This window comes from Methyloversatilis sp. (assembly GCF_030698125.1).
Lineage (GTDB): Bacteria > Pseudomonadota > Gammaproteobacteria > Burkholderiales > Rhodocyclaceae > Methyloversatilis.
Map to the genome: position 1 here is coordinate 58,308 of NZ_JAUYNV010000008.1, position 19,570 is coordinate 77,877.

20 protein-coding genes are annotated in these 19,570 nt (G+C 64.7%); 11 read left to right on the forward strand and 9 right to left on the reverse strand.

Going from position 1 to position 19,570, the window contains the following annotated elements:
- Positions 1-33: 33 nt before the first annotated feature.
- Positions 34-1,170 (reverse strand): EAL and HDOD domain-containing protein, encoded by a 1,137-nt coding sequence (locus Q8Q80_RS04165; RefSeq protein WP_305631717.1) that lies wholly within the window; start codon positions 1,168-1,170, stop codon positions 34-36.
- Positions 1,167-2,183, reverse strand: a complete 1,017-nt coding sequence (locus Q8Q80_RS04170; RefSeq protein ID WP_305631718.1) for a CDP-6-deoxy-delta-3,4-glucoseen reductase — start codon at positions 2,181-2,183, stop codon at positions 1,167-1,169. The genes Q8Q80_RS04165 and Q8Q80_RS04170 overlap by 4 nt, the downstream gene beginning before the upstream one ends.
- Positions 2,184-2,205: 22 nt before the next feature.
- On the opposite strand from Q8Q80_RS04170, the gene Q8Q80_RS04175 reads away from it, so the two are divergent.
- The 4 genes from Q8Q80_RS04175 (at position 2,206) to Q8Q80_RS04190 (ending at position 5,262) form a co-directional block, all read left to right on the forward strand.
- Entirely contained in the window at positions 2,206-3,138 is a 933-nt protein-coding gene (locus Q8Q80_RS04175) for an NAD(P)H-binding protein (RefSeq protein WP_305631719.1), read from the forward strand.
- An 8-nt stretch (positions 3,139-3,146) separates the two neighbouring features.
- Entirely contained in the window at positions 3,147-3,575 is a 429-nt protein-coding gene (locus tag Q8Q80_RS04180; RefSeq protein WP_257081817.1) for a CopD family protein, read from the forward strand.
- Between the two features lie 70 nt (positions 3,576-3,645).
- The gene (locus Q8Q80_RS04185; protein ID WP_305631787.1) at positions 3,646-4,872 is read left to right on the forward strand and encodes a class I SAM-dependent RNA methyltransferase; all 1,227 of its coding nucleotides are present in this window, start codon (positions 3,646-3,648) and stop codon (positions 4,870-4,872) included.
- Positions 4,873-4,887: 15 nt separating this feature from the next.
- Positions 4,888-5,262, forward strand: coding sequence for a hypothetical protein (locus Q8Q80_RS04190; RefSeq protein ID WP_305631720.1), 375 nt, complete (start codon positions 4,888-4,890; stop codon positions 5,260-5,262).
- Positions 5,263-5,278: 16 nt separating this feature from the next.
- Here Q8Q80_RS04190 and msrA read toward each other — a convergent pair whose 3' ends face one another.
- From msrA to Q8Q80_RS04220, 6 genes are read right to left on the reverse strand one after another with little or no spacing between them, the layout of a single operon-like run.
- Positions 5,279-5,782 carry a peptide-methionine (S)-S-oxide reductase MsrA gene (gene msrA, locus Q8Q80_RS04195; RefSeq protein WP_305631721.1) on the reverse strand — a complete coding sequence of 168 codons (504 nt, stop codon included), beginning with the start codon at positions 5,780-5,782 and terminating at the stop codon, positions 5,279-5,281.
- A complete protein-coding gene (gene msrB, locus Q8Q80_RS04200) occupies positions 5,779-6,228 on the reverse strand; it encodes a peptide-methionine (R)-S-oxide reductase MsrB (RefSeq protein ID WP_305631722.1) in 450 nt (149 codons plus the stop codon). Before msrB ends, msrA begins: the two co-directional genes overlap by 4 nt.
- Positions 6,229-6,284: 56 nt before the next feature.
- Positions 6,285-6,701, reverse strand: coding sequence for a hypothetical protein (locus Q8Q80_RS04205; RefSeq protein WP_305631723.1), 417 nt, complete (start codon positions 6,699-6,701; stop codon positions 6,285-6,287).
- Positions 6,679-7,287, reverse strand: coding sequence for a nucleotidyltransferase domain-containing protein (locus Q8Q80_RS04210; protein WP_305631724.1), 609 nt, complete (start codon positions 7,285-7,287; stop codon positions 6,679-6,681). Before Q8Q80_RS04210 ends, Q8Q80_RS04205 begins: the two co-directional genes overlap by 23 nt.
- A 50-nt stretch (positions 7,288-7,337) precedes the next feature.
- Positions 7,338-10,268: a DEAD/DEAH box helicase family protein gene (locus tag Q8Q80_RS04215; protein ID WP_305631725.1), complete on the reverse strand. Its 2,931-nt coding sequence runs from the start codon at positions 10,266-10,268 to the stop codon at positions 7,338-7,340.
- Entirely contained in the window at positions 10,265-11,950 is a 1,686-nt protein-coding gene (locus Q8Q80_RS04220; protein ID WP_305631726.1) for a DNA methyltransferase, read from the reverse strand. The genes Q8Q80_RS04215 and Q8Q80_RS04220 overlap by 4 nt, the downstream gene beginning before the upstream one ends.
- A 338-nt stretch (positions 11,951-12,288) precedes the next feature.
- Between Q8Q80_RS04220 and Q8Q80_RS04225 the strand changes: the two genes are divergently transcribed.
- The 3 genes from Q8Q80_RS04225 (at position 12,289) to Q8Q80_RS04235 (ending at position 13,558) form a co-directional block, all read left to right on the forward strand.
- Positions 12,289-12,711: a helix-turn-helix transcriptional regulator gene (locus Q8Q80_RS04225; protein WP_305631727.1), complete on the forward strand. Its 423-nt coding sequence runs from the start codon at positions 12,289-12,291 to the stop codon at positions 12,709-12,711.
- Between the two features lie 149 nt (positions 12,712-12,860).
- Positions 12,861-13,157, forward strand: a complete 297-nt coding sequence (locus Q8Q80_RS04230) for an AbrB/MazE/SpoVT family DNA-binding domain-containing protein (protein WP_305631728.1) — start codon at positions 12,861-12,863, stop codon at positions 13,155-13,157.
- Positions 13,154-13,558: a type II toxin-antitoxin system VapC family toxin gene (locus Q8Q80_RS04235; RefSeq protein WP_305631729.1), complete on the forward strand. Its 405-nt coding sequence runs from the start codon at positions 13,154-13,156 to the stop codon at positions 13,556-13,558. Before Q8Q80_RS04230 ends, Q8Q80_RS04235 begins: the two co-directional genes overlap by 4 nt.
- 106 nt (positions 13,559-13,664) lie before the next feature.
- On the opposite strand, the gene Q8Q80_RS04240 is transcribed toward Q8Q80_RS04235, so the two are convergent.
- Positions 13,665-14,270, reverse strand: a complete 606-nt coding sequence (locus Q8Q80_RS04240) for an XRE family transcriptional regulator (protein ID WP_069038618.1) — start codon at positions 14,268-14,270, stop codon at positions 13,665-13,667.
- Positions 14,271-14,466: 196 nt separating this feature from the next.
- Here Q8Q80_RS04240 and Q8Q80_RS04245 point away from each other — a divergent pair, with 196 nt between their 5' ends.
- The 4 genes from Q8Q80_RS04245 to Q8Q80_RS04260 are packed head-to-tail and all read left to right on the forward strand — an operon-like array spanning position 14,467 to position 19,540.
- Positions 14,467-15,708 (forward strand): FAD-dependent oxidoreductase, encoded by a 1,242-nt coding sequence (locus Q8Q80_RS04245; RefSeq protein ID WP_306441089.1) that lies wholly within the window; start codon positions 14,467-14,469, stop codon positions 15,706-15,708.
- A gap of 42 nt (positions 15,709-15,750) precedes the next feature.
- On the forward strand, positions 15,751-16,008 hold the full coding sequence (locus Q8Q80_RS04250; RefSeq protein WP_257081823.1) for a sarcosine oxidase subunit delta: 258 nt from the start codon (positions 15,751-15,753) through the stop codon (positions 16,006-16,008).
- A gap of 14 nt (positions 16,009-16,022) precedes the next feature.
- A complete protein-coding gene (locus Q8Q80_RS04255) occupies positions 16,023-18,905 on the forward strand; it encodes a glycine cleavage T C-terminal barrel domain-containing protein (RefSeq protein WP_305631788.1) in 2,883 nt (960 codons plus the stop codon).
- On the forward strand, positions 18,902-19,540 hold the full coding sequence (locus Q8Q80_RS04260; RefSeq protein WP_305631730.1) for a methylglutamate dehydrogenase: 639 nt from the start codon (positions 18,902-18,904) through the stop codon (positions 19,538-19,540). Before Q8Q80_RS04255 ends, Q8Q80_RS04260 begins: the two co-directional genes overlap by 4 nt.
- Positions 19,541-19,570: the final 30 nt, after the last annotated feature.

Here is a 19,570-nt window from a genome sequence, read left to right on the forward strand (position 1 = left end):
CATCCGTCCATCCAGAGCAGGCCGCAGTGCCGGTCAGAACTCCAGTGTGTCGGCGAACTTGAGCGCCGACATCTGCGCGCGATTGACCTGAATGGCGTCCAGGCCGAGCGAGTGTGTCAGCTCGCGCAGCGCACCGGCTGACACCTCCTCGCAGGCGTGCGCCAGTTTCAGGAAGGGCGTGTAGGCGCCGTCGTTGCCGAGCAGTGCGTCGGTGATCGGGTCGGGCAGCGTCATTTCTTCGAGCACGGTATCCATCGGCGCGCCGAGCAGCTTGTCGAGCAGCGAAAAGGCGCCGGTGATGAACAGGTTGTCGTGTTCCTCGCGCGGAAAGAATTCCGCGCCCAGCACTTCCATCAGCCTGCCGCGCGCGATCGCCGCCTGCATCAAGGCCGGTGCCGACGGGTCCTTGCCGGCGGTGACCAGCAGCAGCGACAGCCACTTGTTCAGCTTTTCATAGCCGAGGATGACCACCGCGTGGCGGAAGGACTGCACCTGGCACATCAGGCCGAAACCGGCCGAATTGATGTAACGCAGCAGCTTGAACGACAGCGCCACGTCCTGCTTCAGGGCATCCTCGATCTGTTTCGGGTCGGCGTTGCGACGCACCAGATTGAGCACGCGCACGATCTGCGCGTGCGCCGGAGCCAGCTTTTTCGCCGTAGTCTGGTTGGCCTTGAAGAACCAGCCCGTCGCGCCGCCATAGCCGGCCTTGATCGCGGCATCGAACGCCAGCGGATCGGCCACACCCGTGGCGAGCAGGATGCCGGGCACGCGGATGGTGACCGGCTGCACCCGCGCGTCCGCCATGACGAAGCGAAAGCCGAGGCCGGTCGGCAGTCCGGTGCCCACCTTGTAGTCGCCCAGCACCAGCGGCACGCCGGCCTGCGCAAGCTGCAGCACCGCCTCCGCGCAGGCCGGATCGGCGAGCTGTGCCGCGCCGACTTCCAGCATGGCGCCTTCCGGCGCGATCCAGTCGGCCAGGCTGGCGTCGGGTGCGCAGCCGGCGAGGCTGACGAACACCGGGCGCGCCGGCGGCCAGTCTTCGCCGATGGCGTCCAGCGCCGCCATGGCGTCGCCGCAGGCGGGCGCATGCACGCGCAGCCGGGTGGCCGTGATCGCGCGCTGCTTGTTGATGACCGGTTCGCGGGTGAAGAAGACGTCCTGGCTCATTGCGGTGAATAGGTAAATGAGTCTGCGTGAAAGTGCTCTATCGGCAGATTGCACCGCCGGGTGAAGTCCGCCTTCGCGGCGTCGATCATCGCAGGTCCGCCACAGGCATAGACCTGATGGCCGGCGAGATCGGGCAGGTCGGTCATGACCACCTGATGCACGAAACCGGTGCGTCCGGTCCAGTTGTCATCGGTCGCCGGTTCCGACAGCACCGGGATGTAGCGGAAACCGGGCAGCCGGCCGACCCAGCTCGCCGCCAGATCATGCATGTACAGGTCCTGCTTCGTGCGCGCGCCCCAGTACAGCGTGATCGGCTTGTCGTAGCCGGTTTCGATGGCATGTTCGATGATCGCCTTGATCGGCGCAAAACCGGTGCCGCCGGCCACCATGATCACTGGCCGGTCGACGTCCTCGCGCAGGAAGAAGCTGCCCAGCGGCCCCTCGAACCGCAGGATGTCGCGTTCCTTCATCGCGCCGAACACATGGCCGGTGAAGTGGCCGCCCGGCACCTCGCGGATGTGCAGCGTCAGGAATTCGTCGTCGTGCGGCGCGTTGGCGATCGAAAAGCTGCGCCGCTTGCCGTCGCGCAGCAGGAAGTCGATGTACTGGCCGGCGAGGTACTGCAGCCTCTCGTTGGCCGGCAGCTTCAGGCTGACCGCCATCACGTCCGGTGCGAGCCGTTCCAGCTTCTGCACCCGGGTCGGCATGATGCGCACCGCGATGTCCTTCATGCCGCCGACTTCGCGGCATTCCAGTTCGAGGTCGGAGCGCGCGGTGGCGCAGCAGAACAGCGCATAGCCCTGCGCCTTTTCGGCGTCGGTCAGCTTGGCTGCCTGATGCTTGCCGTAATCGACCGTGCCGGACAGGATTTTCCCCTTGCACGAACCGCAGGCGCCGTTGCGGCAGCCGTAGGGCAGATTGAAGCCGGCGGCCAGCGCGGCGTCGAGCAGGCGGGTTTCGGCGTCGGTGGTGAAGGTGTGCTGGCTCGGTTTGAGGGTGACCTGATAGGACATGGCAGCGTGAGACAATCCGTGAATGAACAAGGTAAAGCGATCGCAGCGCACGGCCCCGGCGGGGTGGTGCGGCAAACGGTCAAGGGTGCTGATTGTAGGCTGTGGCGACGTTGCTCGTCGCGCGCTGCCCTGGCTGGCACCCCGGGTGAGGGTATGGGCCATGGTCCGCAACGTCGAATCGGCTGTCGAATTGCGCCGCCTGGGCGTGCGTTGCGTGCGCGCAGACCTCGATGACGCGGCCAGCCTGCGCCGGGTGGCGGCACTGGCCACCTGGGTGTGGCATTTCGCGCCGCCGCCGGCCACGGGTGACGGCCGCGATCCGCGCACCCGCCGCCTGGTGGCCGCGCTGGCGCGCGCCGGGCGGACCGACCGGCTGTGCTACATCAGCACCAGCGGCGTCTATGGCGACTGTGCCGGCGAGCGCGTGCCGGAAACGCGGCCGTTGAACGCCGGCAGCGCGCGTGCCGCGCGGCGGGTCGACGCCGAAGCGGCGGTGCGCCGTCTGGCGCGGCGCGGTGTCGCGGTGAGCATCCTGCGGGCGCCCGGCATATACGGCCCCGACCGCCTGCCGCTGGACCGCCTCAAGCGTGCCGATCCGGTGCTGCACCCCGATGAGGATGTGTACACCAACCACATCGACGCCGCGGATCTGGGCCGACTCGCGTGGGGCGCGCTGATGCGCGCGCGCGGCGGCCGCACCTACAACGCGAGCGACGACACCCGGCTCGCCATGGGTGACTATTTCGACCGCGTGGCCGATGCCTTCGCACTGCCGCGGCCGCCGCGCGTCACGCGCGAGGAAGCACGCGCGCGGCTGAGCCCGATGATGCTGTCCTTCATGAATGAATCGCGCGTGCTCGACAACGGCCGCATGAAGCGCGAGTTGCGGGTGAAACTGCGCCGCCCCGATGTCGACGCCGTGCTCGCACACGCCCTGCAGACTTTCCAACGCTGAGCAATGCAATGACCAGTACCTATCTGTGGGCCAAGGCCCTGCACATCGTTTTCGTCACCAGCTGGTTCGCCGGCCTGTTCTACCTGCCGCGCCTGTTCGTCAATCTGGCCATGCTCGGTGCAGACGAAACCGCGGTGCGCGACCGCCTGCTGCTGATGTCGCGCAAGCTGCTGCGCTTCATGGGTCCGCTGGCCGGGCTGGCGGTCGGTTTCGGCCTGTGGCTGTGGCTGGGCGAAGGCATCGGTGGCGGCTGGATGCATGCCAAGCTGCTGCTGGTCATCTTCCTGATCGGCTATCACCATTACTGCGCGCGCCTGTTGCGCGCCTTCGAAGCCAACCGCAACACGCGCAGCCACGTCTGGTACCGCTGGTTCAACGAAGCGCCGGTGCTGGTGCTGTTCGCCGTCGTGCTGCTGGTTGTGCTGAAACCTTTCTGATCCCATGACGAATTTCCCGCCGAAGAAAATCCCGCCGAAGATGGCCGCTTCCCGCCCGGCTGCGCCCGCCGTGCGTTCCATCCGCCGCGTGCCCCGCCCGGAAGGCGACATGCCGGCCGAACTGCAGGGCGACCAGCACTACTTCTCGCCCTGTCCGCGCGGCCTCGAAGCCGTGCTGGCCGACGAACTGGTCGCGCTCGGTGCCGACGCCGTAAAGGCGGTGCCCGGCGGCGTCGCCTTCTCGGGGCCGTGGGCGCTGGTGTATCGCGTCAATCTGGAAAGCCGCATCGCCACACGCGTGCTGTGGCGCGTCGGCCACGGGCCGTACCGCAAGGAAGACGATATCTTCAAGCTGGCGCTGGGTCTGGCCTGGGAACACTGGTTCTCGCCGCGCTGCACGCTGCGCGTCTACACCACGGCCGTGCGCTCGCCGCTGAAATCGGTCGATTTCGTCACCCTGCGCGTGAAGGATGCGATCTGCGACCGCATGCGCGAACAGACGCGCTCGCGGCCGAGCATCGACACCGTGGCGCCGGACGTGCGCGTGCATGTCTTCCTGACCGACCGCGATGCCACGATCTATCTCGATACCTCGGGCGAGCCGCTGTACAAGCGCGGCTTCAAGGTGGCGCATGTCGAGGCACCGCTGAAGGAAAACCTCGCCGCCGGCATCATCCTGCTGTCCGGCTGGGACAAGGTCGAACCCTTTTTCGACCCGATGTGCGGCAGCGGCACCTTCCTGATCGAGGCGGCGCAGATGGCGCTCGACATCGCGCCCGGCCTGGGCCGCGGCTTCGGCTTCGAAAAGCTCACCACCTATCGCGCCGCAGACTGGCACGCCGTGCGTGACGCGGCGGCCTCGCGTGCCCAGCCCCCGCGCGAACTGCCGATCTACGGCTCCGACATCGCCGGCCGCGAAGTCGCGCGCTGCAAGGAAAACCTGCAGGCCGCGAAACTGCCCTGGGTGGTGCGGGTCGAAGGGGCGGACCTGATGGATCGCGATCCGCCGGCCGACCATGGCGTGCTGGTGACCAATCCGCCGTACGGCGAGCGAATCGGCGAAAAGCAGGCGCTGGCCACCTTGTATCCGAAGCTGGGCGATCTGCTGAAGCAGCGTTACAGCGGCTGGCGCTGCCTGTTCATCACCGCCGACACCGACTTTCCGAAGTTGATCAAGCTGAAAGCCAGCCGCCGCACGCCGTTGTACAACGGCGCGCTGGAATGCCGGCTGTACGAGTACCGCATGGTCGAAGGCAGTCTGCGCGCGCCGCGTGCCGAGGCGCCGCCGGCAGAATGAAGGAGAGCCGCAGCGATGAAGTTGAAAAAGGGTTTGTGCGCGCTCGCCGCCGTCTGCGTGGTGCCGGCCAGCGCTGCGCCCGACGCGCCGCCGGCCGCCGACTGGCACCTCGCCGGCCGCCTCGGCCTGCTGCAGTTCATCGTCGTGCCGGAGACCTCGGCGCGCGACCGCGCCTACTACGACCGCATCATCGACACGGTGTGCAGCGACGACACTGCCTCCTGCTTCCTGCGCTTCTTCACCAACGCGAGCGGCGTCGCGATGAGTTTTCCGCTGCCCGATGCGGTGCTGGCCGAACCGACGGTCATGTTCCAGCGCTCGGCCAAGCACCAGCGCGAACAGTTCCAGTGGAGCTGCCGGCTCGGGCTGGCGGAAAGCACCTGCTTCTAGAACGTATCGCCGGCGCTCATTGATCGCTGCGCGGCAGCACCCAGCCGGCGCGCGGAAAGTGGCAGGTGTAACCGTGCGGAATGCGCTCCAGATAGTCCTGGTGCTCCGGTTCGGCTTCCCAGAAGTCGCCCACCGGTTCCACTTCGGTCACTACCGGCCCCGGCCACAGGCCTGACGCATTCACGTCGGCGATGGTGCGCAGCGCCTCGTCGCGCTGTGCATCCGACACCCAGTAGATCGCCGACCGGTACGCCAGGCCGCGATCGTTGCCCTGACGGTTCTTCGTCGTCGGGTCATGGATCCGGAAGAAGAATTCGAGCAGTTGCCGATAGCTGATCTGCGCCGGATTGAACACGATCTCGATGCCTTCGGCGTGCGTGCCATGGCTGCGGTAGGTCGCATTCGGCACATCGCCGCCGGTGTAGCCGACGCGCGTTTTCAGCACGCCGGGCAGCTTGCGGATCAGGTCCTGCATGCCCCAGAAACAGCCGCCGGCCAGTACCGCGCGTTCGCTGCTCATCGCGGCACCTCGACCTGGTCGATCCAGTCGCCGTAGCCTTCCGCCGCCATGTCCTTCAAGGGGACGAAGCGCAGCGACGCCGAATTGATGCAGTAGCGCAGGCCGCCACGCTCGCGCGGGCCGTCGTTGAACACGTGGCCGAGGTGGCTGTCGCCGTGCGCCGAACGCACTTCGATGCGCACCATGCCGAGCGAGGCGTCGCGCAGTTCGGTCACGTGCGCCGGCTCGATCGGTTTGGTGAAGCTGGGCCAGCCGCAGCCGGACTCGAACTTGTCGGTCGAGGCGAACAGCGGCTCACCCGACACGATGTCGACATAGATGCCGGGCGCGTGATTCTTCAGGTACTCGCCGGTACCGGGGTATTCCGTGCCGTTCTGCTGCGTGACGCGGTACTGCTCGGGCGTCAGGCGGGCGAGGGCTTCGGCTGATCTGGTGTAGGTCTTCAATGCTTTACTCCTCAAGCGGGCGCTTCATGCAGCGCCTCGTAACGGGCTGAAAATCCTCACGCGCGCAACTGGCTGACCGTCTCCAGGAGCCAGTCGGCTGCCTTGAGCAATGCGTCGAGCAATGTCGCTTCCATGTCGACCACACCTTCATACTCTGATCGATTGCGACGATTGTGGCAGTTGTCGAGCACGCGCCACACCTCGGGTCCCGCCCCAAGCGTATGCGGCAGGCACTGAAAAACGAGGTATCGGTTGTCCGACCGATATCCTGCCCGGCGAAGCGCAGCCAGCGAGAGCGCGTGCGCCGCGTTGTACGCAAGGTCGAAACGACTTTCGATCGACAGCCCATCGTTGTGCGCATCGCGCAAACGGGCCGCTGCCGAACGGACCAGCCCGTCGAACTCGCGCTCGTTCGGCGCTTCTGCCTTGAGCTTGCCGGGGCCGACAAGATTACGAAGGTTTGGCGAGGTCATGCTCGTTGCCGATCAACAGGATTCTGGGTTGCGCCATCACTCGGGTGACAAACGGGTTTTCGTCATCGATTCGCGTGCGCCATTCGGACAGCGAATAGACACTGGGGTTCACCGGGCGACCAATCGCCGCTTCGGCGCCAGCGAGTGCCGAATAGAGGTCTCCCAATAAAAGGGTGTCGCTGATGACAAGCAGGTCGACATCGCTGTCCGGACCTTCCGCACCACGCGCGACCGATCCATATATGAAGGCAAGGTGGATCTGTCCTGCAAACGACGCAAGTGCAAGTCGTATGTGGTCCGCGACCCCGGACGTTTTCGCGATGAGCCCACGCAACTCGGCAAACACCGGAGAACCAGGATTTGCCTGATACAGCATCTGATTGCCACGTCGCGTCGCAATGAGCAATCCGGCTGCTGCCAGTCTCTTGAGCTCCCGGTTGACGGCGCCACTCCCCGATCTCGAAAGACGGACGATTTCGTTGGTGTGGAAGCTTTGGCCAACACGGCCGAAAAGCAGGCCGAGGACGCGCTGCTGCGTGTTCGTAAACAGCGCGGATGAAATGGATAGTGCCGGGTTCGATCCCATAATGGGAATGATAAATCCCTTTTTGGGATCGATACAAGCACAACCCTGCCTCAGAGTCCGAGTGATTGCTGGCGACCGGGATCCGCCAGCGCTCTCACCCGGGCGTAACGCAGCAGTTCGGCCAGATGCGCGCCCTTGCTGCGCCAGTCCCGGAAGGCATCCTCGCCCAACAACACGTAGTGCCACTGCCTTTGTTCGCGATGTTCCGGTGCAAGTGCATTGACGCGTTCACACCATGCGGTGGCTGCCTTGAGCTTGCGCTGCACGTTCGGCGTGCTCAATTGCCCCTGCGCTTTGGTTTCGACCAGATAGACCGCTTCAGGCTCGCGCACCAGAAAGTCGGGTGAGTAAAAGGCGGGCAGGCCGTCTTCCTTTACGTAACGCAGCCGGGCGAAATCGTGGCGCGTTTCACTCAGCTTGCAGAAAGCCTCGACCGAACTGTCCGCCTGGGCCCATTCGATGAAGGCTTTTTCGAGACCACCGCTGCGCGTCGGCCAGGGCTGCCGTTGATAGATGCTCTTGGTGACCGGCAGCGATGCGCTTTCCCGCATCGGAAGTTTTGCCACTTCCGACAGCCGGCGAAAGCGGACTTCCGTTTCTCCCTCATCATGAATCGTTTCCGAATCGATCAATGCGACTGCGAATACCCGGGTGATGTGATCGATTACCGGCTGCAGCAGCAACAGACGCCAGTTCTCGGCCTCCATCGGGTCGAAGGTCTCGTCGAACAGGCGCTCACGGATATAGGCCTCCAGCCAACCCGTCAGTGCTGCCGTATTGACCTGCAGATAGGGCGTTTGATGATGCGCGGCAATCCTGTTGCCCTTGGGCAACGGATGACTGAGCGCCTGTGCGATGCGGCGCGTCAGCCGGGCGAGAAAATCGTTGTAGCCGGCGACGTTCATCACCGCACCATCGACGCGATAGTCACCGAACAGCGTCGATGTCTGCAGATCCTGTGACACGAATACATCGCCCTTGCCGAGCATGGTGACCAGATCGCTTCGACTCATCGCAGAGAACGACGGCAGGTCGGTCAGATCGGGCGCCCGATGCTCCACCCATTCATCGGCTTCGCGCAATATGAACGGAATCGCGAAGTCGAACGCTTCGTAGCCCTCGCGCAGGCCGACCGATACGAAATCACCGGTACTGCTGGTCAGGTCGCTGTCTTCTGTGGTCGTACCTGCTACACCGGCGGTCATCAAATCGTCGTAAAAACTCTGGAAGGCGGGGTGTTCGACGATGGACAGTACATCGATCAGGCTGGCCGGCTCCTGTCCGTTGCGGATACGCTCCCGGTTGTCGCGCTTGATGTCGGCGTAGTCGGGCTCGCGCCACATCAGGCGCAGACCCCGGCCGATGGTCTGCTCCAGCAGTATCTGGGCCTGGCTGGAACGCAGCGGCACGATGACGCAGATATTATTGACGTCGAAGCCCTCCCGCAGCATCAACACGCTGACGATGACGCGCGGTATCGCGTGCCGGTCAACGTCGAACAGACGTTCGCGGATCGGCGCCCAGTCCTTTTCGCCCAGTTCCGCCTTCCGGCCGGAATCGATGGCCATCACCTCGTCGGGCGACAGCCCTTCGTCGATCAGGAACCGCGTGACGAGCGGCGAAACCGTCGTGTCTTCGCACACGACCAGCATCTTCGGGTGGCGTTGCGGGTCCAGTCGCGCAAAATCGACGTCGAGCTTGCGCAGCTTGGCAAGCCCTGCACGCAGCATCACACGCTGACCATCGGACAGTTTCGGGTTTCCATCCTCGTCCCGCTCGGCCCTGAACTCCAGCGGCAACGCGCCGATCTCCTTGCGCCGGTCGAGTACGAGTGACTTCACCAGCCCCGCGGCCATCGCCGACTTGAGGTCGAAATCCACAATCACGTGATTGAAGTAGGCTTTCTGGCGGTTCCTGCCGGAACCCACATCGTTATAGGGTGTGGCCGAGAAATCCACCTGCACGAAACGCCGCCCCTTGCCGTCGGCGATGCGGTTCAGGCTCTTCTGCCATTCGACTTCCGTCGTTTCGCCTTCCCGCTTCACTTCATGGATGTGGTGCGCCTCGTCGTTGAACACCATCAGTGCGGGCAGACCGGACAGATGGTCCAGCACATCGCCGCGTGCGTGCCGTCGGTCCAGCACATCGAGACTGTTGCCGGTGGACTTGCCCGGCATCAGTGGCAACAGCGCATCGATCACTTCATGCGGTGCGGCACCGGCACCCGGTGCATCGAGGTCTTCCAGGTCTTCACCCTCGTCCGCTTCGGCCAGCAGATGCCAGTTGGTGATGGCGATCATGCCGTTGCCCGTGGTTTTCAGACCGATTTCATCCTTGGTGCAGACATTGCCGCGGACGAAGCTGAAGACCGCCTCACGGTGCAGTTCGGGAATGAACAACTCGGCGTAGCACGCAATGTCGGACGTCGAGAAATCGCGTGCGCCGTCGCGCATCTTGCCGAGGAAGGCGTCGAGCAGCCGGTCGTAGACGATGAGCCCGGGCGCGACGATCAGGAAGTGGCGGGTGAAGCGCGCATCGTCGATGCCTTCGTCCTGCATTGCTTTGCGGTTGAGCAGTTGCCACACCATCAGCGCCTGCAACACCCAGGTCTTGCCGGTGCCGGTGGCCATCTTCATGCAGTACTTCGGGTGCGCGTGCTTTGCCTGACTGATGTCGTGCAGACGGTTGCCCGACAGCAGTGCGTCCGGCGCCACCGCCTGATACAGCGACTTGAGGTCGGCAGCGGCGAAGACTTCATGCGCCACGATGGTATTCAGGATGGCCTGCCGCTGACCCGGATGAAAATTGAATGCGCGTGGCGCACACAGGTCTTCGAGGAACCACCAGCGCAGCAGTTCGGCCGTGGTCGGGGTGACCAGTTCATACAAGTCGGCGCTGCCGTCCTCCAGCCCGGCAGCGAGCTGTTCGGTACGGCGCGTCAGACCGGCGGCCAGCGCAAGGGCGTCTTCGGCATCCTTCATGTGCCCGCCTCCACCGTCAGCTGCGCCTCGGCTTCGAAGCCGAACACGTCGACCGCCCGCACGCATACGCGGCGGCTGCCTGCGCACGCAGGCAGGTCGAGCCGCGCCACGGTTTCCACCCGCAGCGGATCGCCGTCGTTGCCGGTGTTGCCGCGGTAGTCCTGCCAGACCGAGCGGAATACCTTGCCGTCATAGTCGGGATCGACAGCCCAGTACTCGATCAGCGCCAGCGGCTCCTTCGCGATGACACCGGCAAGCTTGAGGCGGTTGGCGTCATCCAGATTCAGGGCTTCGGGCGACAGCAGCACGTAGTTGGCCAGCTCCACGGTCAGCCGTTCCGAGCCCTCGGCACCCGCGGTACGCATGGCGGACTTCAGCGTCAGATACTGCAGGCTGGAAAAGCGCACCGACCCGCGCGCCTTGTCGATGCCACCCTTCTTCTTCAGCCGGTCGAGCAGGTCGGGCGGTATCACCAGCACTTCGAGCCGGCTGTCGTTCAGGGCGGCGATGGAGTCGCCGATCGAAGGTTCGAAGTTCCAGCCCAGCAGCACGACCTTGTCCCAGCCGCCCATCAGGTTGTCGCGCTGGGCGACCGCCTTGCGCAGCGTCGTCGCACCTGTCAGCTTGTTCGGCGAGTCGACGAATACAAGCGTCCTGCCGCCACCGCCTGCGATACGACCGAGATTGCGCAGCGGACTTTCTTCCGGCGGCAAGGGCAGTGCGCCGTAGAGCGACAGCACGATGTGCGCAAGATCGCCGATGCGGAAGTTGCGGCCGAAGGCCGACTTCGCTGCCTCGACCTGATAGTCGCCGATGGCCTGGTAATAGAAGGGCTTTGCGTTCTGGTCGATCAGCCGCTTGCGGCCGATCATGCAGGCGGGCTTGCCGATGTCGGTCGCGATCCAGCGGCGGCCGAGTTTCTCGGCGACGGCTGCAGTGGTGGCGGAGCCGGAGAAGAAGTCGGCGACGAGGCCATTCTCTGGGCAGGTATGCTCAATAATCCTGTTCAGTAACTGTTCTGGTTTCTGTGTTGAATAGTCAAGTCGCTCTTTCGCAGCAGGATTGATAATCGAAACCGCCCACACATCCGCGAGAGGAGCCCCTGTGGTGTCGTCCTCAACACTTGCGGCCGTTCGCTTGCCAGATTCATCGAATACCGCAAGCTGCTTTTTTCCCTTCCATCGCTTGAGTGTCCCTTCCGACTGATCCTGAAACTCAACGACCTCAAAGTGTCGCAACTCGGCATCTTTGCCGTACCAAAACAACGTGTCGTGATTGCGCTGGAAGTTTTTTGATTTCGTCGACCATTTGCGGTAATGCCAAATAATTTCGTTGATGAAGTTTTGCTTTCCAAAGATTTCGTCGGCGACGACCTTCACGTAGTGCCCCACGTGCCAATCCAGATGCACGTAGATCGACCCCGTATCCGCCAACAACTCGCGCATCAGGATCAGCCGCGGCACGATCATCGCGAGGTAGGACGCGGTGCCGTCCGCCCAGGTGTCCGAATAAGCGAACTGTTCGATCACGGTCGGCCGCTGTTCCAGTTCGACGCCGGGCAGCGTCACCTTGGTGCGATAGTCCGCCTTTGAATCGAAGGGCGGGTCGATGTAGATGAGATCGACCTTGCCGCGCAGGCTGGGCAGCCCGCTGGCTTCATCGCCGGCCAGCAAGGCGGCCATCGCCAGCAGGTTGTCGCCGTAGATCAGACGGTTCACCCACTCCGATGTGCCGGCATCGAGCGCGTCGCGCCGTGCCTCGCTGCTTATCCAGTCGGTGGCGGCGCTGTCCCGTGCGGGCAGCACCCATTCGCGGGTCTGCAATCCGACCCGGTGGCGCCCTTCCAGACTTTCGAGAATTCTTTCGGCAACCTGCCGCCCGCGGGCGACGATTTCGGGGAGTTGTTCGAGCAATGATTTGGCCATGAGAAGCAGTTGATGAATGAATACAACCAATAGTTGTGTTCACGATACAACAGCTTGTTAGGTTGCCATGTGGGCCGAACTTAAGGTCTGGCCGCATGAATGACAAAGCCGCCTTTGCCGAAAGACTTGCCGCTGCAATGCAGCGCGCTGGTCTTGAACCACGTCCTTCGGTGCTCGAAAAAGAGTTCAACACCCGCTACTGGGGGCGTGCGGTGACTTACCAGGCGGTATCCCGCTGGCTCAAGGGTGGTGCAATACCGTCACAGGACAAGCTTGAGGTGCTGGCCGACCTGCTTGCCATCGAACCGCAGGTGCTGCAATACGGCGAAGGTGTGGTCCGCAAGGTAAGGGAGAGGCAGCAGATCTGGGCCGAAGGCATCACGCCCGCCGAACGCGAACTGATCGAAGCCTTCCTGAAGCTTCCGCTCGCGCAGCGCAAGGTACTGCGCGAGGTCATCCTGGCCTTCGTACAGCTCCATGAAAACCTTCAGGTTCGCGAATCTGGCGATTCGCGCTGATCCGTGGGCCTCCCTTGGCAAAAGCGTGCACAGTCACCTGAAAGCGCCGACAGCACGTCTTTGCTCGCGTGTTTTCTTGAGGCAAGTTTCCTTGCCGTGCCACGCTTTGGTCACTAAGATCGTAAATGTCACTTAATAGGTAAATTGACATGAACGCGTCGGTAATGTCACAAGGTGGCCGAGTGGTCGTTCCGAAGGAGTACCGCCAGAAGCTGGGCCTGAAGGAAGGCGATGAGGTTATCTGGGTCGAAGTCGATGGCCAGATCGTGCTGACTTCGCGCAAGCAGCAACTGGAACGCGCCCAAAAGTTCTTCGCTGAGTTGTTCAAGGATTACCAGGGTGGCTCGCTGGTGGATGAACTGATCGCCGACCGACGGGCCGAGGCGGCGCGCGACGATGCCGAGGCCGCCGAGTTTGCCGCACGGCACGGAAAGCCCGCAGCATGAAGTACGTGCTGGATGCTTCAGCCTGCCTCGCGTGGATACTGAAGGAGCCGGGACAGGCGCGCGTGCTTGAATTGTTGGGTACCGGCGACTGCCTGATTTCGAGTGTCAATGCAGCCGAAGTGGTGTCACGTCTGGCCCGGTTGGGCCATGCGGAATCCGTCCTGCGTCAGGTCGTCGGCCATCTGAGGGCCGACTGCGTGTCTTTCGACGCCGCGCAGGCAACAGAGGCAGGCGTGCTGCGCGAGCCGACCCGGCATCTCGGCCTGTCGCTCGGCGATCGCGCCTGTCTGGCGCTGGCGCGTGCGCAGGACGCAGTGGCCATTACCGCTGACCGCGCCTGGCTGCCGTTGGCGGAACCGCTGGGCATTGCCATCGAGTGCATTCGTCACGAGGCGCACTGATTCCGGCTCCGGTTTCAAGATCGATACGTCGCTGACGCGCGGCGACCCGTACGCGGAATACGTTCACGCACGCATCGGATCCTTCGATCTGCGCCCCGCCGCCCCCTCACTCGTGTGCCTGCTCCGGATAAATGATGATCGACAGGAAGCGGATCGGCACTTCGGTCAGCTTTTCCGGGCCGTGCGGCACATTGCCGTCGAAGGTGAGCGCGTCGCCCGGCTCCAGCGAGTGAATGGTCTTGCCGTGGCGGTAGTCGATGCGGCCTTCCAGCATGTAGATGAATTCGGTGCCCGGATGCTCGAACACCGGGAAGGTGGCCGAGGTCTGTTCGATGGTGATCAGGAAGGGCTCGAACAGCTTGGTCGGCCCCTGGTGGTAGGACAGCAGGTGATAGGTGTGGCCGCTCTTCGTGCCGCGCCGCGCCACTTCCATGCTTTCGCCGGCTTTCACGAGCTGGGCGCCGCCGCCTTCGGTTTCGTAGTCCTTGAACAGCGCCGACAGCGACACGCCGAGCGCGCGTGCGATGCGCGACAGCGCGTCCAGGCTGGTGGCGGTCTGGCCGTTTTCGATGCGTGACAGCATGCCGCGGCTGATGTCGGCGCGGTCCGAAATGTCGGCAATCGTCAGTCCGTGTGCCCGGCGCAACTCGCGGATCGTGGTGCCGAGATAGCGCTCGAGTTCGCCTTCCATCGCACTGTCTTGCGTGCTCATTGTTGTGGCCTCCCTGTTCTGGCTGTGCGCGATTTTACGTGCCAGGTTTCATCGTACGAATTTTTGTTGACTCCTGCTTTAAAAGGTTCATGATTTGAACTAAAGTTGCTTCACACGAACATTGTCGTGAAGCGAGTCGCCCACCGGCGGTCGCCCCGCAGCCTGGAACTGCGGAAACCCAACTTCGGAAAATTTCATGCCCTGGCGCCTATTGCGGTTCGGTCTGTCCAAGTCACATCCGGAACCGCGGATGTTCACGACCCACGACACGCTGAAACCTTCGTACGACGTGGTGATCATCGGCGGCGGCGGCCACGGGCTGGCCAGCGCCTACTACCTGGCGCGCGACCACGGCATCACCAATGTCGCGGTGCTCGAAAAAGGTTACATCGGCGGCGGCAACACCGGCCGCAACACCACCATCATCCGCTCGAACTACCTGACGCCCGAAGGCGTCAAGTTCTACGACAAGTCCGTGCAGCTGTGGCAGGACCTGTCGACCGAGTTCGACCTCAACCTGTTCTTCTCCACCCGCGGCCACTTCACGCTGGCACATACAGACTCGGCGATGCGCACGATGCGCTGGCGCGCCGAGGTGAACAAGCATTACGGCATCGCGTCCGAAGTGGTCGGGCCGGAAGACGTGAAGCGCGCCACGCCGCAGATGGACCTGTCCTGTGGCGGCCACGCGCCGATCCAGGGCGCGCTGTACCACGCGCCCGGCGCGGTGGCCCGTCACGACGCGGTGGCCTGGGGCTACGGCCGCGGCGCCGACATGCGCGGCGCTGAAATCCACCAGCAGACTGCGGTCACCGGCATCGAGGTGAAGGGCGGCAAGGTGGTCGGCGTGCATACCACGCGCGGCTTCATCGCGACGAACAAGGTGATCTGCGCGGTGGCGGGCTTCACCCCGCGCATCACCGACATGGTCGGCATCAAGACGCCCATCTACATCCACCCGCTGCAGGCCATGGTGAGCGAGCCGATGAAGCCCTGGCTCGATTCCATCCTGGTGTCGGGCAGCCTGCACATCTACGTCAGCCAGAGTTCGCGCGGCGAACTGGTGATGGGCGCGTCGCTCGATCCGTACGAAGTGCAATCGACCCGCTCGACGCTCGACTTCCCGGAAGGCCTGTCGGCGCACCTGCTCGACATGTTCCCCTTCCTGTCGCACGTGAAGGTGGTGCGCCAGTGGGCCGGCATGGCCGACATGACGCCCGACTTCGCCCCGATCATGGGCATGACGCCGGTCGAGGGCTTCTATCTCGATTCCGGCTGGGGCACCTGGGGCTTCAAGGCGACACCGGTGTGCGGCAAGACGATGGCCTGGACGGTGGCGAACGACAAGCCGCACGAACTGATCACCGGTTTTTCGCTGGACCGCTTCCGCAACTACGCGCTGACCGGCGAGAAGGGAGCGGCAAGTGTGGGTCACTGAAGCTTTGCCCGTATTCCTTCGCCAGACCGCAGGAGCGACGACATGAAATTGATGACCTGTCCGGTCAATGGCACGCGGCCGGTATCGGAATTCGTCTACTGGGGCGAAATCCGCCCGATGCCGGATCCCGACACCTGCAGCGATGACGAGTGGGCCGCCTACGTGTTCAACCGCAATGGCGCACCCGGCGTGAAGAAGGAGTGGTGGTGCCACACGCCGTCGAACACCTGGTTCATCGCCGAGCGCGATACCGAGAAGGATTTTGTGCTGCGTACCTATCTATATGGAGATGACCGGTGAAGCGCCTGCCCGCCATGCCCGACGAGTGGATTGACCGCAGTACGGTCGTCCGCTTCCGTTTCGAGGGATCCGCTTTCGAAGGTCTTGCCGGCGACAGCATTTCCAGCGCGCTGTGGGCCGCCGGCCAGCGCGCACTCGGCCGCAGCTTCAAGTACCACCGGGTGCGCGGCATCCTGTCGGCCGCCAACCATGACGTGAACGTCATGCTGCAGGACGGCCCGCGCCTGAACACCCGCGGCGACGTCGTTGCGCTGCGCGACGGCATGGACCTGACGGCCGTCAATACCTTTGGCGGCGTCGCCAACGACCGCGCCCGCGTGCTCGGCCTGTTCGCGCGCTTCCTGCCAGTCGGCTTCTACTACAAGGCCTTCCATTCGAAGCGGCTGTTCCCGAAATGGGAGCGCATGTTCCGCCGCATCACCGGTCTGGGCGTGCTCGATTTCGACACGCCGCACGTCCGCACGCCCAAGCGCTATGACTTCTGCGACGTGCTGGTGATCGGCGCCGGTCCGTCCGGCCTGTCCGCCGCCCTGGCAGCGGCCGACGCCGGCGCGAAGGTGGTCATCGTCGACGAGAATGCGCACGCCGGCGGCAGCGGCCTGTTCCAGCTCGGTGGCGACGCGGCGCGGCGCGAGCACACCCGCGCACTGCTGCAGCGCGTGAAGGCGCACGCCGGCATCCGCCTGCTCGAAGGCACGTGTGCCGGCGCCTATTACGCCGACAACTGGGTGCCGCTGATCGACGCCGAACGCATGACGAAGATGCGCGCCGCGGCAGTGGTGGTCGCCAGCGGTGCGTTCGAACAACCGGCCGTGTTCCGCAACAACGACCTGCCGGGCGTCATGAACGGCTCGGCCATGCAGCGCCTGATCTATCGCTACGCCGTGCTGCCGGCGCAGCGCAGCGTGGTGCTGGCGGCGAACGCCGACGGCTATCGCGTCGCGCTCGACGTGCTGGCGGCCGGCGGTGAAGTCGCCGCCGTGCTCGACCTGCGCGCCGACGTGCCTGCGTCGCCGCAGCTCGACGTGCTGCGCAGCCGCGGGGTCGAACTGCTCACCGGCCACGCGGTGTACGAGGCGCATGCCGACGGCCGCGGCGCGCTGGCCGGCGTCACCGTGTGCCGCGTCGATGCGGCGGGCAAGGTGGTCGCCGGTTCGACGCGGCGCATCGATTGCGACGGGCTGGCGATGAGCACCGGCTGGTCGCCGGCCGCCAACCTGCTGTACCAGGCCGGAACGAAGATGCGTTTCGACGACGGCCTGCAGCAGTTCGTGCCGGATGTGCTGCCGCAGGGCGTGTTCGCCTGTGGCCGGGTGAATGGTGCCTACCGCATCGAGTCACGCATTGCCGACGGCCGGCGCGCCGGTGCCGCCGCCGCGGCGCACACCGGTTTTCCGAGTGCGATCGATGCGGTGATACAGCCGGAAACCGAATCGCCGTCGCATGCCTGGCCCATCGTTGCCCACCCGGATGGCAAGAACTTCGTCGATTTCGACGAAGACCTGCAGGTGAAGGATTTCGAGAACGCGGTGCAGGAGGGCTACGACAACATCGAGTTGATGAAGCGCTACTCGACCGTCGGCATGGGCCCGAGTCAGGGCAAGCATTCGAACATGACGGCGCTGCGCATCCTGGCGCGCCTGACCGGCAAGTCGCCGCAGCAGGTCGGCACGACCACCGCCCGGCCGTTCTTCCACCCGGTGCCGCTGTCGCATCTGGCTGGCCGCGGCTTCAGCCCGCAGCGCCAGTCGCCGCTGCACGGCCGCCACGCCAGGCTCGGTGCCGTGTTCATGCAGGCAGGTGCCTGGGAGCGGCCGGCCTACTACGCGGTCGAGGGTCGCACGGCCACCGACTGCGTGCGCGCCGAAGTGGCACGGGTGCGTTCGGCGGTCGGTCTGATCGACGTCGGCACGCTGGGCAAGCTGGAAGTGCGCGGTCCGCAGGCGGCCGAGTTCCTGAACCGCGTCTATGCCGGCCGCTATGACAACATGAAGGTCGGCAGCACGCGCTATGCGGTGATGTGCGACGACTCCGGCGTGCTGGCCGACGAAGGTGTCGTGGCGCGCGTGGCCGATGACGTCTTCTACTTCACGACGACCTCGTCCGGTGCCGCCACCGTGTATCGCGAACTGTCGCGCCTGAACACCGAATGGCGGCTCGATTGCGGTCTGGTGAATCTGACCGGCGCGTACTCGGCGATGAATCTCGCCGGACCGGCGTCGCGCGCCGTGCTGGCGACGCTGACCGACATGGATCTGTCATCGGCCGCCTTCCCCTACCTCGCGGTGCGATCCGGCCTGGTGGCCGGCGTGCCGGTGCGCATGATGCGGGTCGGCTTCGTCGGCGAGTGGGGTTACGAAATCCATGCGCCGGCCGAGTACGGTCCGGTGCTGTGGGATCTGTTGATGAAGGCGGGCGAGGCGTCCGGCATCGGTGCCTTCGGCGTCGAGGCGCAGCGCCTGCTGCGGCTGGAAAAGGGTCACCTCATCGTCAGCCAGGACACCGACGGCCTGACCCATCCGTTCGAAGTGGGCATGGACTGGGCGGTCAAACTCGACAAGCCCTTCTTCACCGGCCAGCGCTCACTGAAAATCATCAGGAAGCTGCCGCTGAAACGCCGGCTGGTCGGCTTCATGCTGCCGGCCAACCACCTCGGTCAGGTGCCGCAGGAATGCCATCTGATCATCGGTGACGGCGACATCGTCGGCCGCGTGACGAGTATTTCGTGGAGCCCGAATGTCGGTCGCCACATCGGGCTCGCCTTCGTGCCGCCCGAAATGACCGCACCCGGCACGGCGCTGTCCATTCGCGTCACCGATGGAACGATGGTGCCGGCCGAAGTCTGTACGACACCGTTCTTCGACCCGACAGATGCCCGCCAGAAGGAGGCGACATGAACGCAGTACTGCGCATCAGCCCGTTGTTCGACGTGCAGGCGCCACTCGCCCGGGACTGGACCACCCGCGAACGGATGCAGGTTGTCGCGCGCTTCGGCGCCGGCGAAGCCGCCAGGCGGGCCAGCGCCGGCATCGGCGACCGGAGTTTCCTGCATCGTACTGGTGTCAAGGGAGCGGGCGCAGCCGCCTGGCTCAATGCGCAGGGCATCGACACGCCGGCGCAACCGAACAGTTTCCTGCAACTCGCCGACGGCACGCTGGTGGCGCGCCTCGGGCTGACCGAATACCTGATCGAAGATGCGCCGGGCGGCACGCGTACCGCCGCACTGATGGCGCAGCCGCCGGGCGAGCGCGTGTATCCCGTGCCGCGCTTCGACGCCGCGCTGGAGCTCACCGGCACGCAGATCCCCGAATTGCTGCGCCAGACCTGCGCCTTCGATTTCTCCACGCTGGCGGCGCCGGCGCTGGTGATGACGTCCATGGTCGGCGTGGGGGTGACCGCGCTGACGCTCGACAGCGCCGATGGCCCGGTCGTCCGTCTGTGGTGCGACGGCACGTGGGGGGGCTATCTGTGGCTCACGCTGGTCGAGGTGGCGGGCGATCTGGGCGGTGGCGCGGTCGGCGTCGAAGCTTAACGGGACTGAACAACAGCGGGCGACAGGGAG

Coding starts and splice junctions, on each gene's coding strand:
- Q8Q80_RS04225 (WP_305631727.1), top strand. CDS start 12,289: ATGAATGACAAAGCCGCCTTTGCCGAAAGACTTGCCGCTGCAATGCAG.
- Q8Q80_RS04230 (WP_305631728.1), top strand. CDS start 12,861: ATGAACGCGTCGGTAATGTCACAAGGTGGCCGAGTGGTCGTTCCGAAG.
- msrA (WP_305631721.1), bottom strand. CDS start 5,782: ATGAGCAGCGAACGCGCGGTACTGGCCGGCGGCTGTTTCTGGGGCATG.
- Q8Q80_RS04255 (WP_305631788.1), top strand. CDS start 16,023: ATGCCCGACGAGTGGATTGACCGCAGTACGGTCGTCCGCTTCCGTTTC.
- Q8Q80_RS04215 (WP_305631725.1), bottom strand. CDS start 10,268: ATGAAGGATGCCGAAGACGCCCTTGCGCTGGCCGCCGGTCTGACGCGC.
- Q8Q80_RS04235 (WP_305631729.1), top strand. CDS start 13,154: ATGAAGTACGTGCTGGATGCTTCAGCCTGCCTCGCGTGGATACTGAAG.
- Q8Q80_RS04220 (WP_305631726.1), bottom strand. CDS start 11,950: ATGGCCGCCTTGCTGGCCGGCGATGAAGCCAGCGGGCTGCCCAGCCTG.
- Q8Q80_RS04210 (WP_305631724.1), bottom strand. CDS start 7,287: ATGGGATCGAACCCGGCACTATCCATTTCATCCGCGCTGTTTACGAAC.
- Q8Q80_RS04190 (WP_305631720.1), top strand. CDS start 4,888: ATGAAGTTGAAAAAGGGTTTGTGCGCGCTCGCCGCCGTCTGCGTGGTG.
- Q8Q80_RS04245 (WP_306441089.1), top strand. CDS start 14,467: ATGCCCTGGCGCCTATTGCGGTTCGGTCTGTCCAAGTCACATCCGGAA.
- Q8Q80_RS04175 (WP_305631719.1), top strand. CDS start 2,206: ATGAACAAGGTAAAGCGATCGCAGCGCACGGCCCCGGCGGGGTGGTGC.
- Q8Q80_RS04205 (WP_305631723.1), bottom strand. CDS start 6,701: ATGACCTCGCCAAACCTTCGTAATCTTGTCGGCCCCGGCAAGCTCAAG.
- Q8Q80_RS04180 (WP_257081817.1), top strand. CDS start 3,147: ATGACCAGTACCTATCTGTGGGCCAAGGCCCTGCACATCGTTTTCGTC.
- Q8Q80_RS04240 (WP_069038618.1), bottom strand. CDS start 14,270: ATGAGCACGCAAGACAGTGCGATGGAAGGCGAACTCGAGCGCTATCTC.
- Q8Q80_RS04165 (WP_305631717.1), bottom strand. CDS start 1,170: ATGAGCCAGGACGTCTTCTTCACCCGCGAACCGGTCATCAACAAGCAG.
- Q8Q80_RS04170 (WP_305631718.1), bottom strand. CDS start 2,183: ATGTCCTATCAGGTCACCCTCAAACCGAGCCAGCACACCTTCACCACC.
- Q8Q80_RS04250 (WP_257081823.1), top strand. CDS start 15,751: ATGAAATTGATGACCTGTCCGGTCAATGGCACGCGGCCGGTATCGGAA.
- Q8Q80_RS04260 (WP_305631730.1), top strand. CDS start 18,902: ATGAACGCAGTACTGCGCATCAGCCCGTTGTTCGACGTGCAGGCGCCA.